General features: G+C 36.8%; 18 protein-coding genes. 9 read left to right on the top strand and 9 right to left on the bottom strand.

Translation table 11 applies throughout. The features are described 5' to 3' along the window. Positions 1-133 precede the first annotated feature (133 nt). Entirely contained in the window at positions 134-574 is a 441-nt protein-coding gene (gene mscL / locus I2F23_RS00440; RefSeq protein WP_195770635.1) for a large conductance mechanosensitive channel protein MscL, read from the top strand. Between the two features lie 41 nt (positions 575-615). Here the strand turns inward: mscL and I2F23_RS00435 are convergent, their stop codons facing one another. Next, entirely contained in the window at positions 616-900 is a 285-nt protein-coding gene (locus tag I2F23_RS00435) for a peptidylprolyl isomerase (RefSeq protein ID WP_195770634.1), read from the bottom strand. Between the two features lie 2 nt (positions 901-902). Next, positions 903-1,724, bottom strand: coding sequence for a bifunctional DNA-formamidopyrimidine glycosylase/DNA-(apurinic or apyrimidinic site) lyase (mutM, locus tag I2F23_RS00430; protein WP_195770633.1), 822 nt, complete (start codon positions 1,722-1,724; stop codon positions 903-905). Positions 1,725-1,919: 195 nt separating this feature from the next. Between mutM and I2F23_RS00425 the strand changes: the two genes are divergently transcribed. From I2F23_RS00425 to I2F23_RS14040, 3 genes are read left to right on the top strand one after another with little or no spacing between them, the layout of a single operon-like run. Then, complete coding sequence (locus I2F23_RS00425) at positions 1,920-4,082, top strand: TonB-dependent receptor (protein WP_195770632.1); 2,163 nt, start codon at positions 1,920-1,922, stop codon at positions 4,080-4,082. Positions 4,083-4,096: 14 nt separating this feature from the next. Beyond that, entirely contained in the window at positions 4,097-5,206 is a 1,110-nt protein-coding gene (locus I2F23_RS00420) for an NADH:flavin oxidoreductase/NADH oxidase (protein ID WP_228284757.1), read from the top strand. Positions 5,207-5,240: 34 nt separating this feature from the next. Continuing rightward, the gene (locus I2F23_RS14040; RefSeq protein WP_195770631.1) at positions 5,241-6,164 is read left to right on the top strand and encodes an AEC family transporter; all 924 of its coding nucleotides are present in this window, start codon (positions 5,241-5,243) and stop codon (positions 6,162-6,164) included. On the opposite strand, the gene mdtD is transcribed toward I2F23_RS14040, so the two are convergent. Both mdtD and ygfZ read right to left on the bottom strand, forming a co-directional pair. After that, positions 6,161-7,573: a multidrug transporter subunit MdtD gene (gene mdtD / locus I2F23_RS00410; protein ID WP_195770630.1), complete on the bottom strand. Its 1,413-nt coding sequence runs from the start codon at positions 7,571-7,573 to the stop codon at positions 6,161-6,163. The genes I2F23_RS14040 and mdtD overlap by 4 nt on opposite strands. 76 nt (positions 7,574-7,649) lie before the next feature. Further along, positions 7,650-8,378 carry a CAF17-like 4Fe-4S cluster assembly/insertion protein YgfZ gene (gene ygfZ, locus I2F23_RS00405; protein WP_195770629.1) on the bottom strand — a complete coding sequence of 243 codons (729 nt, stop codon included), beginning with the start codon at positions 8,376-8,378 and terminating at the stop codon, positions 7,650-7,652. Between the two features lie 253 nt (positions 8,379-8,631). Between ygfZ and I2F23_RS00400 the strand changes: the two genes are divergently transcribed. Then, on the top strand, positions 8,632-8,970 hold the full coding sequence (locus I2F23_RS00400) for a YegP family protein (protein ID WP_195770628.1): 339 nt from the start codon (positions 8,632-8,634) through the stop codon (positions 8,968-8,970). 45 nt (positions 8,971-9,015) lie between these two features. Here I2F23_RS00400 and I2F23_RS00395 read toward each other — a convergent pair whose 3' ends face one another. After that, positions 9,016-9,939 carry a tRNA dihydrouridine synthase gene (locus tag I2F23_RS00395; RefSeq protein WP_195770627.1) on the bottom strand — a complete coding sequence of 308 codons (924 nt, stop codon included), beginning with the start codon at positions 9,937-9,939 and terminating at the stop codon, positions 9,016-9,018. Positions 9,940-10,021: 82 nt separating this feature from the next. Then, positions 10,022-10,828 (bottom strand): cytochrome C assembly family protein, encoded by an 807-nt coding sequence (locus I2F23_RS00390; protein WP_195770626.1) that lies wholly within the window; start codon positions 10,826-10,828, stop codon positions 10,022-10,024. A 143-nt stretch (positions 10,829-10,971) separates the two neighbouring features. On the opposite strand from I2F23_RS00390, the gene ffh reads away from it, so the two are divergent. Next, the gene (gene ffh / locus I2F23_RS00385; RefSeq protein ID WP_195770625.1) at positions 10,972-12,378 is read left to right on the top strand and encodes a signal recognition particle protein; all 1,407 of its coding nucleotides are present in this window, start codon (positions 10,972-10,974) and stop codon (positions 12,376-12,378) included. 94 nt (positions 12,379-12,472) lie between these two features. Then, positions 12,473-13,642, top strand: coding sequence for a GGDEF domain-containing protein (locus tag I2F23_RS14035; protein ID WP_195770624.1), 1,170 nt, complete (start codon positions 12,473-12,475; stop codon positions 13,640-13,642). A gap of 1 nt (position 13,643) precedes the next feature. On the opposite strand, the gene I2F23_RS00375 is transcribed toward I2F23_RS14035, so the two are convergent. Then, positions 13,644-14,369, bottom strand: a complete 726-nt coding sequence (locus I2F23_RS00375; protein WP_195770623.1) for a type III pantothenate kinase — start codon at positions 14,367-14,369, stop codon at positions 13,644-13,646. Then, a complete protein-coding gene (locus tag I2F23_RS00370; protein WP_195770622.1) occupies positions 14,366-15,127 on the bottom strand; it encodes a biotin--[acetyl-CoA-carboxylase] ligase in 762 nt (253 codons plus the stop codon). The genes I2F23_RS00375 and I2F23_RS00370 overlap by 4 nt, the downstream gene beginning before the upstream one ends. A 24-nt stretch (positions 15,128-15,151) precedes the next feature. Here I2F23_RS00370 and I2F23_RS00365 point away from each other — a divergent pair, with 24 nt between their 5' ends. Then, a complete protein-coding gene (locus tag I2F23_RS00365; RefSeq protein ID WP_195770621.1) occupies positions 15,152-15,955 on the top strand; it encodes a sulfite exporter TauE/SafE family protein in 804 nt (267 codons plus the stop codon). 34 nt (positions 15,956-15,989) lie between these two features. On the opposite strand, the gene trhO is transcribed toward I2F23_RS00365, so the two are convergent. After that, the gene (trhO, locus tag I2F23_RS00360; protein WP_195770620.1) at positions 15,990-16,922 is read right to left on the bottom strand and encodes an oxygen-dependent tRNA uridine(34) hydroxylase TrhO; all 933 of its coding nucleotides are present in this window, start codon (positions 16,920-16,922) and stop codon (positions 15,990-15,992) included. Between the two features lie 121 nt (positions 16,923-17,043). On the opposite strand from trhO, the gene I2F23_RS00355 reads away from it, so the two are divergent. Continuing rightward, positions 17,044-17,529, top strand: coding sequence for a DUF1289 domain-containing protein (locus I2F23_RS00355; protein ID WP_195770619.1), 486 nt, complete (start codon positions 17,044-17,046; stop codon positions 17,527-17,529). Positions 17,530-17,552: the final 23 nt, after the last annotated feature.

Genomic DNA, 17,552 nt, shown 5'->3' with positions numbered 1-17,552 from the left:
ATTTTAAGTGTCTATTGCTTTTCTTTATTTTAAAAAAAGATTAAATTAGACGGTAATAATAAGAGCTTATTTTATTTAAATTTTAACAATAGTGTAAGCTGAACGAACGAATAAAAATTGTGGAGACGCATCAATGAGTATAATGAAAGAATTCCGTGAATTTGCTGTTAAAGGTAATATGATTGACCTTGCAGTGGGTGTAATTATTGGTGGTGCTTTTGGTAAAATTGTCGACTCTTTGGTAAAAGATGTCATCATGCCAATTATTACTATGATTACTGGAGGTGGGGTCGATTTTACACAAAAATTTATTATTCTTGGAAAAAATCCAAATAATCTGCAAACGTTAGCTGAATTACAAAAAGCAGGGGTAAACGTATTAACGTATGGTAACTTCCTGACAATTTTAATTAATTTCTTGATCTTGGCTTGGGTTGTATTTTTAATGGTAAAACTCATTAACAAGATGCGCCGTAAAGAAGAAGCTGAGCCTGCTAAACCAGCACCAACACCAGAAGATATTCAATTGCTTCGTGAAATCCGTGATGAGTTAAAAGCACGTAAAGATGCGTAAGACCATCAAAAAATAAAAGGCCATTATGGCCTTTTATTTTTTTAGAAATCCATGCGAAATTTGACTTCAACCAAATGGTATCCAAACTTACTTTTTACAGGGCCTTGAATCACTTTCTCAGGGGCTGAAAAAACAAGTTTATCAATAACAGGAACAAGCTGTCCTTGTTTAACTTCACCTAACTCCCCACCACGTTTGGCAGAGTTGCATGTAGAGTGTTGTTTTGCAAGTTTTCCAAACTCACTGCCACGTGCAAGTTTTTCTTTAAGTTGCTGTGCAAGCTCGATGTCTTTGACGAGAATATGGCGAACAATTGCTGTTTTCATAATTACACCATTTTAATTTTTAAAGGCTGACATTGGGGGCAAAACACACTTGCACGTTGTCCAAGTTTGAGGTTCTCTAAGGTGGTTTCACAGTTAATGCACATTTCACCTGCTCGTCCATATGCAAGTAAAGTTTGTTGAAAGTAACCATTTTCCCCATTTGCATTGGTATAGTCACGAAGGGTAGACCCACCTAGCTCAATGGCTTGTTTTAGAATTCTTTTAATTTCGATTACAAGTTTTTCAATTTGTATATGTGTTAGCGTATTTGCTGGCTGAGCCGGATGAATACCTAGATTAAACAAGCTTTCAGTGGCATAGATATTACCGACTCCCACAACGATGTGATTATCCATAAGAGAAACTTTAATGGCTGTTTTTTTTGTTTTTAATTTATCTGCAAGATATTCTGCATTAAAGCTTTCACTCAATGGCTCAGGCCCTAATTTTGAAATTAAATTTTTTTCAGTTTCTTCATTAGCCCATAAAATACAACCAAAACGACGCGGATCATGATAGCGTAACTCTATATCTTTGAAATGAAGAATGAAGTGATCATGTTTTCTGAGTGGTTCATCGGCATTACAAATTCTAAAGCTTCCAGACATACCCAAATGCCAAAGCATACTTTGTTGTTCGAATGAGGCAATAATGTATTTAGAACGACGCGATAATTTAACCAGTTTTTGCCCAACAAGGGTATTTACATCTTCAGGTATTTTCCAACGTAATTGAGGTTGTCTAACACTCACAGAAGTGACAGTTTTGCCAATAAGTGGTAGCAAACTGGTTTTGGTGGTTTCAACTTCAGGAAGTTCAGGCATAGTATAAAATCATGACATGAAAAATCTATTTTAACATGATCGTAAACGACATATTGTAAATCACTATAGTTTATAAAAAATGATAGTTTTGAATTCCATAGAAAATATGAATCATCGATTTTAATCGTTATATAAGTGTTACAATGTATTTGATTTATTTTAAAATATATTCACAAGAATCTTAAAGGATCAAGCATGCGTTCGCTTATAACTATGCCATGGAATACACCACTTCTATTTATTTCAGTATGTATTTGCCAAAATCTTTATGCAGACGATATCACCAATAGTGTAAAAGAATTACCCACAATTACTGCAGAAGCGACAAGAACGGGAACCAGTTATTTAAATACACCAGCTTCTATTTATAGAATAGATATGCCAAAACAAACTGATAATATTGGTGTAAATCTGACTGAGGTTGTACAGGGGATTCCAAGTCTTCAATTAAATAATCGTCAAAACTATGCACAAGATTTACAGTTATCAATGCGTGGGTTTGGTGCAAGAGCAACATTTGGTGTTCGAGGCATCCGCATTTATGTCGATGGCATTCCTGCAACGATGCCTGATGGTCAAGGACAGACATCAAATATTGATTTAAATAGCTTAGATCATGTAGAGGTACTAACGGGTCCATTTTCTTCTTTATACGGAAACTCATCAGGCGGTGTATTGCTTGCCGAGACAAAAGAAGGTCAAGGAAAAGATTCGATCACTTTAAATTATGGTGGTGGTAGTCATAATAGTAATCATACAGGTCTAATTTTACAGGGTGGTGCAAAAACAGCTTCACAACCTGCTTATGTCATTAGCTCTTCATATTTCAATACAGATGGCTATCGTGATCATAGCGCAGCCAATAAAGTATTAAATAATGCTAAACTCACATGGAATCTAGATGATGGCAGTAAAATTAACTGGGTAACGAATTACGTTAAAATTCATGCAGCTGATCCGATGGGTTTAACGAAAGCACAATGGTTAAGCAATCCAAAACAGGTTCAGACTGGTGTCTTAACATATAATACCAGAAAAGATTTAGAGCAAACGCAAACAGGTCTTACATGGTCAAAGCCAATTGATGACCATAACAGTGTATACGCGATGGGGTATGTTGGAAACCGTCAAGTAACACAGTATCAGTCTATTCCAAATACAACGCAACGTGGAAGTATTAATCATGCTGGTGGTGTGATTGACTTTGATCGGACTTATTATGGCGCAGACTTTCGTTGGACAGGGAAAGAGCTCTTACCAAATACGACCATTAATGCAGGTTTGGCTTTAGATGCAATGGATGAAGATCGTAAAGGTTATGAAAACTTTACAAGATCTGCAAAAAATACCGCAGCCACAGATTATAACTTGGGCGAGAAAGGAAATATTCGCCGTAATGAAAATAATACACTTTGGAATGCAGACCCTTATATTCAAGCATCTTGGCAATTTTTACCTACTTGGCGCGTAGATACGGGATTGCGTTATAGCAATGTTCACTATAAGTCTAAAGACCATTATCTAAGTAATGGAGACAATAGCGGTAAGACAAATTATAACCATGCTTTACCTTCAATTGCACTCAGTTGGAAAATTACGCCAAATGTACTGGCATATACCAGTTATGCAAAAGGTTTTGAAACACCGACATTCACTGAAATGGCTTATAATGCTGATGGAAGTGCCGGTTTTAACTTTGCACTAAAACCTTCGACCAGTGATAACTATGAAATTGGCTTAAAAGCAGATAATCAATTTGGTATTTTTGCTTTGACAGGGTTTATGAGTAAAACGAAGAATGACATTGTCTCAGCAGGCAGTAGCAATGGGCGAGCAACCTTCAGGAATGCAGATAAAACACTACGCCAAGGTATAGAAGTATCTTGGAATAAAAAGCTATGGAAAGATTTAACTGCACAGGCAAGTTATAGTTATCTAGATGCAACTTTTGATGCTGATGTTGCTGCAAATACAGGTGTGAGCGCGATTCAAAAAGGAAATTACATACCAGGAGTTGCAAAGAGTCAGGGATTTGCAAGTTTAGGTTGGAAACCTGAAACTGGTTTTCATGCAGGAGTCGATGTTCGTTATATGGATAAAATCTACGTTAATGATCAGAATACTGACACTGCACCAAGTTATACAGTCACTGCTATCGATGTTGGTTATGCTTATAAATACAAGGATTGGTCTGTAAACACCTATGCACGTGTAGATAATTTATTTGATAAGAATTATATCGGTTCGGTCATTGTAAATGACTCTACAGTAGTGAATGGTAAATCTGCAAATCGTTATTTTGAACCTGCAGATGGTCGTAATTGGAGTGCTGGTTTAAGCATTAGTAAGCAGTTTTAAATAGAGCGTATAACATGATGAAGTCATTGCTGTTTAAACCATTTGTTCTAGACCAGCTTGAATTAGCAAATAAAATATGTATTGCACCTATGTGTCAGTATGCTGCAACTCTTGAAGGTGAGATACAATTTTGGCATGAGCAGCAATGGGCAAATTATGCTCTTTCTGGTGCAGGGTTATGCATTATTGAAGCGACTGCAATTAATCCTGAAGGACGTATTAGTGATGCAGACCTTGGTTTATGGAATGATAGCCAAGCTCTAAAAATGCAAACGGTACTGAGTAAAATAAGTACAATTTCTCCGATGCCATTTGCTATACAGTTATCACATGCTGGCCGTAAGGCATCTGTAGAAGCTCCTTGGAAAAATCAAGATTCTACAAATGCTGATGGGGGCTGGCAGACTGTTGCACCAAGTAGTATTCCATTTCTGATTAATGGTAAAACACCAAGTGCATTGGGGGCAGAAGAAATTATTAAAATTAAAAGAGACTTTGTTGAAGCAGCCCGACGTGCTATTCAAGTTGGTTTTCAGCTTATAGAAATTCATGCAGCACATGGTTATCTGTTACATCAATTTTTATCGCCACTTTCAAATATACGAGAAGATGAATATGGTGGTTCATTAGAAAATAGATGCCGTCTTGTTCTCGAAATTATTCAGGAAATTAAACAAGTTTTACCGAAAGGTTTTCCACTTGGTATTCGCATTTCAGCAACCGATTGGATGAAAAATGAGGGCTGGGATTTAGAGTCGAGTATTTATTTGTCAGCACATTTAGAACGATTAGGTATAGCTTATATTCATGTTTCAAGTGGTGGTTTGCATAGAGATCAAATGATTGATGTGAAGCCAAATTATCAGGTTACATTTGCTCAGGAGATTAAGGCAAAGGTAAAAGTCCCTATTATTGCGGTAGGATTGATTACAGAACCTACACAAGCTGAAGATATTTTACAAAAAGATCAAGCAGATGCTATTGCAATCGCAAGAGCGATACAATATAACCCTCGTTGGCCTTGGTATGCAGCAGAAGCTTTAGGCGAGGAAGTTACTGTTGCTCCTCAATATTTACGTTGTGAACCATATGGTTATCGCGGAAGGTTGTTTAAACCTTTCTAGTGCAAAAAGTAATCTATATACATAGAGAAAGAATGTGTTCCTCACAGTAATTTTACCTATATTATTCTTAGTGTTAATTGGGTATTTGAGTGTTAATTGGGGATTACTCACCCCCGAACAAATTAAAAGTCTTGGCACTTTTGTCATGAAGGTTGCACTTCCTGCATTTCTCTTACATGCATTGCTTGGCCAGACATTTGAAGAGGTTTGGAAGCCTAAATACTTTCTTATTTATGGCTTTGCTTCACTTATTATATTTTTTGCTTCTTATTATATTTTAAAGCGATTTTTCCATCAGCGTTTAACATCGGCAGTCATTTTTTCATTTGGGGCTGCCATGTCAAATACTGGATTAATTGGTACTGCAATTGTCCCAATGGTTGTCGGCAAAGATGCAGTTGCATATTTGGCGCATACTATTTTATTTGAAAGTCTTATTTTGACAACGCTTGTTTTATTTCTGACGGATTCTCATGCCTACGAGAAAACAGCATTTCCTTTATTCTTTAGAAAAGTCGTATATAACGCTTTGCATAGTCCTTTGGTCTTGTCTATTTTAATCGCATTTAGTTGTTTATTCTTAGATATATCTTTACCTAAGGTACTAGATGAAACGCTTGAGGTGTTAGGGCAGGCGGCAGCACCTATCGCACTATTCATGATTGGTGGTGGCCTCGCAGGTGTGAAAGTCAAACGTTTGGATGGGTTGGCATTATGTCCTGTCATTTTTAAAGTCATACTTATGCCAGCACTCATATTTTTGCTCTTTTATAGTTTTAGTGAAGATAAGGAAATGATGCGTATAGCAACCCTCATCGCTGTACTACCTATGCCTACATTGTTTCAAGTACTAGGGCATATTTATGGAATTGAAAAGCGCGCACTAAATGCTTCTATTATTAGCACTGTACTTGGGCTAGTCATTGCCAGTACACTTATTTTAGTATGGTGGTCTTAAGCGCGATTAGATTGCGGTGACTTTCTAAGTTGCCAAAAGATCCAACTTGCACATACGGTGAGTGCGCCTAAACATAAAAAAGTATAATGGAAAGATTGAAGCATATGCTGCTTGCCATCGAGATGAATAAAATTATTCAGTACGGCACCTGCAATTGCTACACCCATACTCATCGACAATTGTTGTACTACGGAGAGTAAACCATTTCCACTACTTGCATCTTCTTGTGCAAGGTCTTTAATTGTGACGGTATTCATTGCTGTAAATTGGATAGAGTTAAAGATACCAAAAATAAAGAAATGAATGAGTTGCCACCAGATTGGCGTATTTGGTGTAATTAACGCAAAACTTGCAATACCTAGCCCTACACATAGTGTATTAACGACCAGAACTCTGCGATAACCAAAACGATAAATAAGACGTGTAATAAAGCGTTTAATGAGCATAGAACCCACAGCAAGTGGGATCATCATCAAGCCTGCCATTGTTGGATTGAATCCTAATGCAACCTGTAACATCAGTGGCATTATAAATGGAATAGCACCATTTCCTAATCTGGCAAATAGATTGCCCAAGATACCGATGCTAAATGTATGTACCTTAAAAATACTCGGATGAAAGAGTGGTGCATGGTGGCGTAAAGCATGTAGCCAATAAGAAGCACCTGCAGATAAACCAAGCACAATTAGAATAATCATACTTGCTTGAGAACGTGTTTGGTCGACCATGCTTTCAAGGACAAGAGATAGGCTGACCATACTTGTCGCAACAAAAATAAAACCAATATAGTCGAAGTTTTCTAAATGAGACTGGCGCATATTGGGTAATATTTTGAGCGTGAAAAAAGCACCAACAATACCAATAGGCACATTAATTAAGAAAATCCAATGCCAACTCATCCATTCTACAATCAGTCCTCCAAGGCTAGGGCCAATGAGTGGACCAATGAGGCCAGGAATACTTACAAAACTAAGCGCTGCTAAGAGTTGAGGACGTGGCATGACTTTTAAAACTGTTAATCTGCCGACGGGTTGTAACAGTGCCCCTCCGATGCCTTGAAATACTCTTGATATAACTAAAAGAGTAAGATTCTGAGACAGTGCACAGCCAACCGATGCTAAGCTAAATAAGATAATAGCAAAAAAATAAGTTCGTTTTATACCATACCGATCAGTTACCCATCCGCTAATTGGAATAGTGACAGCCATTGCAAGTACATAAGCCACAATCATCGATTGCATATTGAGTGGGTTTTCATTCAAGCTTTGTGCAATATTAGGTAAAGCAGTATTAATAATCGTGCTATCTAACTGCTGCATAAAAAATCCCATTGCAACAAGCCAAAGAATAGGACGATATTCTTTACTTATTGGTTCGGGGACATCTTTGGTCTGGGTTCCTTGACTCATTATGATTCTCTTATTTTATTTATTCTAAATTTTGATGTGAGCGTTTGTACTATACAAACGCTGTTTGGTAATGCATTTATTTTGTTCGAGCAACATCTTCATTTAGAGGAGAAGGAAGTTCAACAACTTCTAAGAAAGGAGTTTCTTCCAAAGTTGTTGGTTTTGCAATAACGAGTGCGATATATTCATTATTTTTAGTCTGAATCATATTTACAATTTGAATATTACCTTCAATTTTATGACCAGATGCTGGAATAGGTTGATTGCTTTTAACGAGATGTAACCATTGTTTTGGCTGAGCTTTAAACCAAAGTCTTGCAATAATTTCCTGACCTAAATAGCAACCTTTATCGTAATGTACGCCATTTCTTTGATGTAAACGTAATTCTTGAGGCTGGAATAGATGTTCGGTTGCTTGGCTAATCCAAGCATAGCCATGCTCGATTGCTTGAATTTGCCATGCAATCACATCTGTAGGAGAAGACTGAAAAGTTGTCTCTTCATTTTTGAAAGATGGATAAACTTCAGCAACTTCGGATAACGTTGCTTTGGCAAAAGCGGCATATTTTTTGATATGACTAGAAAAAGCTTCTTTTTGGTCGTCTACAACAACAATATCAAAATGATCTGTATTGTGTTTTGTTAACCAAAGACCAAAGTGTACACGGCCTTTTAAGTCACAAATAGCAGTATATTTTGTCTCGTTTTCTTCGAGTCGTTCGACATGTAAAGTCACTTGACCTTGTAAGAACTTAGATGCATCTGTGCCTATAAATGTATATTGAATGAATTTGAGGGGTTCCATCGTTATTCTCAAAGCTAGTTTAGGTATGAAGTTATTTTGTCGGATTTTATAAAAAAAATCAGCTTTTGATTGCAAGATGGTATAGATAATCGAAATAAGTATTTTCAATCTGGTGCATAAAATATAAGAAAAAAATCAAAATGATTACAAAACAATCACTTTAAAAACATTTAATGAGGCTTTATAGTGAATAGAAGGTATCAGTAAACATGACGGCTGATACAAAAAATTAAATAAATATGATGAGGTTATTATGTCTGGTTGGTATGAACTTTCAAAAGCAAAAGATGGCCAGTTTCATTTTGTATTAAAAGCGGGAAACGGTGAAATTATTCTAACAAGTGAGTTATATAAAGCCAAAGCATCTGCATTCAATGGAATTGAGTCTGTTCAAAAAAACTCTCCAGAAGACGGTAAATATGAGCGTTTAGAAGCGAAAAATGGAAAACTCTACTTTAATTTAAAAGCAGTCAATCATCAGGTCATCGGAACAAGTCAAATGTACAGTAGTACTCAAACACGAGATCATGGTATTGAATCTGTAAAAACAAATGGGGCATCTGAAAAAGTTAAAGATTTAACTGAATCTTAAGTGCTTATTATCTAAATAAGCATGTGAACACTCACATGCTTATTTTTAATATAATTGTTCAATAATCTCATCGATTTGCTTTAATCGTTTGACATTATTCCAAACTTGTTTTGCTTCGGGGTAGGCCTTACTCATCATACCAAGCCATTGCTTATATCTACCTACCATACCTAACTCAGTTTTACTTTGACCATTTAAAAAACGAATTTGTAATTCAACTAAATCTTTCCACTGCATGAGAGCTTCGTTTGAGCCTTTACGAATACATTGAGTTAAATCTGGTGTAGTTACAGCACCGCGGCCTATCATTAAATCTTGACAACCTGACTGTTCGATACATGCTTTCGCATGTTGGTTATTCCAAATTTCGCCATTTGCAATAACGTTTATTTTAAGTGCTTCTTGAATTGGATAAATTTTTTCCCAATAGGCAGGCGGAGTGTATCCATCTGCTTTTGTACGTGCATGAACGGTTAACCAATTTGCTCCTGCATCCTCAATTGCATGTGCATTCTCTAACGTATGGTTTTCATCTAAATAGCCAAGACGCATCTTTGCAGAAACAGGTATATGAGATGGTACCGCCTGACGGACTGCTTTAACCAGTTCGTGAATGACATCAGGTTCATCCAGTAAAATAGCGCCACCTTTGTGTTTATTTACTGTTTTTGCAGGACAACCAAAGTTTAAATCGATAGCAGGTGCACCTAAGGCAACGGCACGCTTTGCATTTTCTGCAAGCATGAAAGCATCATTACCTAAAAATTGAACATGTACGGGTGTTCCCGCCGCTGTACAGCCATTTGATTTTAATTCAGGACAGTAATTATAGTAAACGTGATCGGGTAGAATACTATTTGTGACACGAATAAACTCGGTAACACACCAGTCAAAACTCCCAACATGTGTTAATACATCACGCATGATTGGATCTGTAAGCCCCTCCATCGGCGCTAGAATGAGTTTCACTGTCCACAACCTCGATCATTAAAGAAAAAAGTGTTTATACGCAATTAATATAGGACTGTCTATACTTAAAATAATGAATGAATTAGCGGCCTAAAATAATTTCTAAAATAAATTTACTACCAATGAAGCCAATCGCTAACAGTACAAAGCCTGTAAGAGTGAAGCGAATTGCTTTTTGACCGCGCCAACCAAATTTGAAGTGACCAACCAGTAAGAAACCGTAGACGAACCAAGAAATAATGCTAAATACAGTTTTATGCGCAAGATGTTGTTGAATAAAACTATCTACCATAAAGAAACCAAACAATAATGCGGCTGTGAGCATGACAAATCCAGTCATGAGCATATCAAAGAGTAATGATTCCATGACCTGAAATGGAGGTAATAAGTTTACCCAAAGTCTTTTTTGTTTTTTCTTAAGTTCTTGGTCTTGGAACCACATCATAATGGCTTGAATTGTCGCCATGAGTAATACTGCATAAGCAGACAAAGACAAAATGATATGTATATCTAATCCAATAGAGTGGGCACTGGCATATTGATTGGGTTGGCTAAATGCAAATCCAGAAATCAGACCAATCGCAGCAACAGGAATACCTAAAAGATTTAAAGCAGAAACAGGGCGATATGTGCTATATAAAACACTTAATACAAGCATGAGTCCTGAAGTAAAGGACAGGAGGTTGAAAACATCATAATTGACCCCATTTGCTGTAAGCATATCATTATGCAAAACATAACCATGCAACAGTAGTCCAATGGAAATTGTAATACTCATAAACCAATTATTTGGTTTGTGCTTTGCCATTAAATGCATAAAGGCGTACCAAAACCCTGTGGTATAAGCGACTAAGGCGAGGATTGTGTACACCAATGGAAGACTGATCATGTCAAACCTTTGTTACAATAATGAATATTCATGCTAGAAGATATAAATTGAGAGAGAACTCAAGTATCCTATAGCAATTAATGCATAAATTTTCTATTTGAGAAAGATTTTTTTGCAACTGGCCATTTTAAGCGGAATTTGCAATGTTTGATACCTTAACAGAACGACTCACGCAGAGTCTAAAAAATGTTACCGGTTCAGGACAACTGACCGAAGATAATATTAAAGATACATTACGTGAAGTACGTATGGCACTTTTAGAAGCCGACGTTGCCTTGCCTGTAACACGCGAATTTATTGCGAAAGTTAAGGAGCAAGCACTTGGACAGGAAGTTTTAACTCAACTTTCACCAGGTCAGGCATTCGTTAAAATTGTACACGATGAACTCACAAAAATGATGGGTGAAGCAAATCAAAGTCTTGATCTTGCTGCAAAACCGCCTGTTGTCGTTCTTCTTGCGGGTTTACAAGGTGCTGGTAAAACTACAACAGCTGCAAAATTATCGCGTTACTTAAAAGAACGCCAGAAGAAAAAAGTAATGACAGTTTCTGCCGACGTATACCGTCCTGCTGCAATTAAACAGCTTGAAACCGTATCGAATGAGGTTGGTGCAGAATTCATTCCTTCTGATGCAGCAGAAAAACCAATTGATATTGTAAATCGTGCGATTGAACAGGCTAAAATTAAGTTTGCCGATGTTCTGATTGTCGATACAGCTGGTCGTTTGCATGTTGATGAAAACATGATGGACGAAATTAAGGCTTTACATGCAGCAGTAAAACCAACAGAAACCCTCTTTGTTGTAGATGCAATGACAGGGCAAGATGCTGCAAATACAGCGAAAGCATTTAATGATGCGCTACCTTTAACAGGGGTTATCTTAACAAAAACAGATGGTGATGCACGTGGTGGTGCTGCGCTTTCTGTGCGTGCAATTACAGGGAAGCCAATTAAGTTTCTAGGTATGGGCGAAAAGTTAGATGCCCTTGAACCTTTCCATCCTGAACGTATTGCACAACGTATTTTAGGAATGGGGGACGTTCTTTCTCTTGTTGAGGAAGTGGAACGTAAAATTGATAAAGAAAAAGCCGAAAAAATGGCGAAAAAACTGCAAAAAGGAGGCAACTTCAACTTTGAAGATATGCTGATGCAGTTTGAGCAAATGAATAAAATGGGCGGTATGATGGGCTTTTTAGATAAATTGCCCGGAATGAGTAATGCAGGTTTGCAGCAAGCTATTGAACAAGCAAAACCTGAGAAACAAGTTAAAAAGATGGAATCAATTATTCAGTCGATGACGCTAAAAGAGCGCCGTAACCCTGAGTTAATGAATCCTAGTCGTAAAAAACGTATTGCAGCTGGCTGTGGTATGGATGTTGCTGAAGTGAATAAACTGATTAAGCAACATGCGCAAATGGCAAAAATGATGAAGAAATTTGCAAATCCAAGTGGTCTAGGCAAGATGATGCGTTCACTTGGTAGCATGCAAAAACAATTTGGTGGCGGTGGTGGTGGGCCACTATTTGGTAATAATAATTCTAAAAAATAGTAAAAAAGGCGCATAGCGCCTTTTTTATTCGCTATACTTGGCCTCTTTGGATAAAATTAATTCATTCAACCGTTGGTTGAGTATGGGGTTATGTGTGACGGGTATATTACTTTCAGTAATGCTAGCGTATCCTTTAACAATTCTTTTGATGGGAATTTTACTGTGCCTGATCTACTTTCTTGTGGCAAAAGCACGCTATCTCATCTATCTAAGTATTGCTTTTGGGGGAATGAGTTTAGGGATTGGTCTCCAAATAGCTCATACACCAGATAATGTGTCCCTCAATGTTACCTTAAGTGGAATTTGTTTTTTAGTATTCAGCTATTTTGTCACACAAGGTATTGTCACACTTGAAGGCCGAAAGCTGAATCAATCACTTTGTTTTAGTATTCTTATCGTTTCTTTTATTATTCGCTGTACTAGTTCTCTCATGCCAAGCACAGATCTTGCAGACTTTATGAGAGTATTTAGCGTCTATACGGTATTATTGGTTTTTTTGGTTCTTGCACTTTGGCATGTACGTCATTTAGTTTTTGGAGATATCTTAGAGAAAATTTGGGTATTTGTACTGGTTTTATGGTTCATGTCTTTGGCATGGCGTTTAGCTTACCTGTCGTATTCTCCTGAAATGCTCAGAATCTTATTTTTAGAAAATAAAAACCCATTTTACGAACACTTCTATAGATTACAGCATATTTTTTATCTACTTATACTCTCGTTTAGTGTATTGACCTTATTACTCGCGATTAAACGTTTAATTCGTGATGTTAATCGTAAGAGTTTCTTTGATATTCTGACAGGTGCTTATAATCGTCTAGGCTTACAGCATTTTATTGAGTTTGATTTACCAAAACTGAGTAAATTCAGTTTGATCATGCTAGATATCGATTTTTTTAAAGAGGTAAATAGCCAATATGGTCATCCTATTGGGGATGCAGTTATAAAAAGAATTGTAGTTTTAATTCAAGAAAGTATGGTAGTGAATGAAGAGAAAGTAATTCGTCTAGGTGGAGAGGAGTTCATGGTTATTCTTCCAGAGCTAGACAAAGACAGATTAAGCAAAAAGGCTGAAAAATTAAGATATGATATCGAGAATTATGACTTTTCTGAAATTGCAGTAGGCTTAAACATTACTGTAAGTATGGGAATAGGTGAGTATGCCACTACCCAAGATTTTCAAGATATTTATACTGAAATTGACCAGAAACTTTCATATGCGAAAACAAATGGACGCAATCAAGTTGTGAGTTGTTTATCGTCTTAACTTAATAGTCGATGTAGGTTTGTAGTCCTTTTAAAAGTAAATCTGGTACAACCTGAGGGTTATACGTCGAAAGATGATTTGCAAATAAAGGCGCATCTCCACCTGTTAATACCAATTGTTTGGTTTGATCTTGTTGCATAATTTTTTCAATACTACTTACAAGCCCCAGTAAAATACCATGATGTACGCAATCTACTGTATTATGACCAGGTGCTAAAATGCTAAATGCTGAATCTGGAATTTTAATACCTTTTGTATTTTGTATAAGTGCATCTCGTTGTAAATAAAGATTAGGCAGAATATAGCCTCCTAAATGTTGCATTCCTTCCACTAAGTCGATGGTGAGGGCGGTGCCACAGCCAACAATGCAATAATTTTTATTTGGCTCTGCAATGGCAAGCATTTGTAACCAACGATCAATCCCAAGTTGACTAACATCTTCATAACCACAAATAAATTTTTTATATTGCTGGTGCACTTGAACAAAATGCATAGGACATTTTAAATGTTGTAATGTTCTTTCAATGTGTTGGTTATTGCGTTGATCTAGAACTGAAGATATTCCAATACAATTAAAATTTTGTCTTTTGAAATATTGAATTAATCCAATTAATACATCGGCAGGAGACTGCAGATGTAGCTCAGCAAAATGCTCAAGCGTTTTTCCATTCTCTGTAATCCAATACTTTAAACGTGTATTGCCAATATCGAGCCACAGACATCTCATAATGTATCTTCCATAATACGTAAACGGCCTTGATAAAAATGATGTATTTTACCATTTTCTTCAATACAAACAGCACCATCTGATTGTATACCTTTGAAAATACCTATATTTACACCTTGTATGTGTTCAAAAGAGACTTGTTTGTTTTTAAACATAGCAACATGGTTAAAACGCTCTGAAAGATTTTGACTACCATAATTGAACCATTGCACTGCATTTTGTACAGCAATATATATTTGACTGATCATTTCAGTTCTAGAAATATCAAGGTGGCAAAGCTGTGTCAATGAGGTAGTCTTTTGATCTAAGTTTTTAATTGAGTTGTGGGGAAACAAATTAATACCAATACCCACAACAGCTTGATGTGTAGAAATGGGCTCAACCAAAATTCCACCCCATTTACCCTCTGTGCTATATAAATCATTTGGCCATTTTATATAAAGGTCTAAATGACAAAGACAGGGCATGTGTAATAAATTTAGAGCCACTTCTAATGCTAATCGTCCATCTAAAGGCGTATTGGTCTGCGCAAGTGTACTGAAATAAATGTTGCCTTGAGGAGATTGCCATTCACGTTGATGTTGGCCTCTACCTTGTGTTTGTGTTTCACTACATACAAGTGCAGTTGAAATACCTTCTTGAGCCAGATGTCTTACATCATCATTGGTAGATTCAGTAGATTGTTTTAATAATACAACCTCAGGTATATGGTTTGATAAAGATAATAATCTTTTTAATATTTGAGTTTCAGAATCCATTTTAATACATCATAGGGAATATGTATGGAGTTAATCATATATTTAATGATTGGTGCAATTGCAGGTTTTGCTGCAGGGCTATTTGGTGTTGGTGGCGGTTTAATTATTGTACCCATCTTATATGTGGTTTTCTCGCAGCAAGGCTATGATCCAAATTTAATTATGCATATGGCATTAGGAACATCTTTAGCCACGATTGTCGTTACGTCTATCAGCTCTGTAATGGCTCATCATAAAAAGGGGGCAGTACTTTGGCAGGTGGTCAAACACCTTGCACCAGGGTTGGTTATAGGTTCCTTTATAGGTGCAGGCATTGCAGATGTACTATCTGGTAAAATTTTACAAATTATTATTGGTATCTTTGCAATTGTTATTGCCTTCAGAATGTTTACAGGTGCTACAGCACAAGTAGATACGTCAAAAAAACTTCCATCATCTGCTAAACAAGTTGCAGCAGGCAGTGTAATTGGAATTGCATCTGCTATTTTTGGCATAGGTGGTGGCTCTTTAACCGTTCCATACCTTAATCGGCATGGTGTAATCATGCAAAAAGCTGTTGCAACGTCTGCTGCATGTGGCTTACCTATTGCAATTGCAGGTGCGATTGGTTTTATGTTTTTTGGTCATCAACAGCATCAGCAGATTAATCATGCGATTGGCTATGTGCACATTTATGCCTTTATTGGTATTAGTGTCATGAGTTTTTTAACTGCAAAGCTAGGCGCAAAAGTTGCCCATGCACTTTCTACAGTTATGCTGAAAAAATGTTTTAGCTTCTTATTACTTTTTGTAGGTATTTACTTTCTATACCGTGCTTTTGGCAGTTAAAAATAAAGGCCAACAAACTTGTTGGCCTTTGTCTTTATAGACGCTTGCGTTTTGCAGCAATAATCTGAGACTGACGCATACGAAAGCCTTCTTTTTGCTTGTCTGTAGTTTTTTCAATGCAATAGACACACGATACGCCGTGCTCATAAGTTGGCTCGGCAACTTCTTCAGGTGTAAGGGGCCAACCACATGCATGACACTTGGTATTTACACCTTCTTCCATACCGTGTTTCACGGCTGTACGGCCGTCGAATACAAAACATTCACCTTCCCACAGACTTTCTTCAGCAGGTGTTTCTTCTAAATATTTAAGTACACCGCCTTTCAGGTGGTAGACTTCATTAAACCCTTCTTGCAGAAGTAAAGAGGTCGATTTTTCACAACGAATACCACCTGTGCAGAACATAGCAATTTTTTTATCTTTATGTTGCTCAAGCTCTTTCTTTACATATTCAGGAAATTCGCGGAAAGTTTCAGTTTTAGGGTCAATCGCACCTTTGAATGTTCCTGCTTTATATTCGTAGTCGTTACGTGTATCGATAAGGATAACATCGTCACGAGCAATTAAGTCATTCCACTCTTTTGGGTCTAAATAGTGACCGACTAAATCACGAGGTTTTACCTCAACACCTAATGTAACAATTTCTTTTTTAAGTTTAATTTTCATTTTACGAAATGGTTTATCAGTGCTATGGGACTCTTTATATTCCATAGTGTTAAAACCTTCATCTCGTAAAAATTGATGAATGGTATCAATTGCATCTCTGCTACCAGCTACAGTACCATTGATTCCTTCGTTTGCAACAATTAGAGTTCCACATAGGTTAACGGTTTTTACCAGATCTAAAAGACGTTGTTGCAAATCTGCAGGATTTGCCACTTCTTTAAATTGATATAATGCTGCAACAACCCAACCTGCGGTCGCTTGCTGTTCTACAGGTGCAAGCTGTTCTACAGTAGCGTTCATGGATAACTCCAATTGTATTAAGATATAGAAATTTTAGGCGCATATTTTAGCGTGAAATGCATAGATATGCGAGAAATCCATATAAAAATTATGGGTTATTATTTGTTTTGGAGAGAGTAATTTGAGTAATGAACATCATACACCTGCTTTAACCCCATGTGCAGGACGTTGTTCAACCGTTTTTGGTGATCATGTTTGTCGTGGATGCCGCCGTTTTAATCATGAAGTGATTAAATGGAATAACTATACTGCAACGCAGCAACTTGCTGTATGGAAACGCTTAGATGAACAATTAGATAAAGTTCTTATCCCACTATTGCCTCATATGAACTTAGAACAAGTAGATTTATTTTTGGAACGAAAGGGGATCCGATTGTTACCAGAAGCTACATTAGGACGTAAGTTATATCATGCACTAAAACTTTGTGAAAAAAATAAGAAGTTTTCTGAAGAAAGTGGTTTAGGTATTTCTGCACGACAGGTTAAGCCACTTTGGGATAATTTTGAAAATAGAATATTAACTTTGGCAAAGGCAAGCTATGAGTTAGCTTGGATTAGAGCAAATAGTATTGGCAAAAATTTAATAAAAATGCTTGAAGAAGAGTAGAGTAAAGTATTATTTACACCTTT

It is taken from the genome of Acinetobacter pollinis (assembly GCF_015627175.1).
Taxonomy (GTDB): domain Bacteria; phylum Pseudomonadota; class Gammaproteobacteria; order Pseudomonadales; family Moraxellaceae; genus Acinetobacter; species Acinetobacter pollinis.
This window is presented reverse-complemented; position numbering and strand designations above follow the sequence as displayed.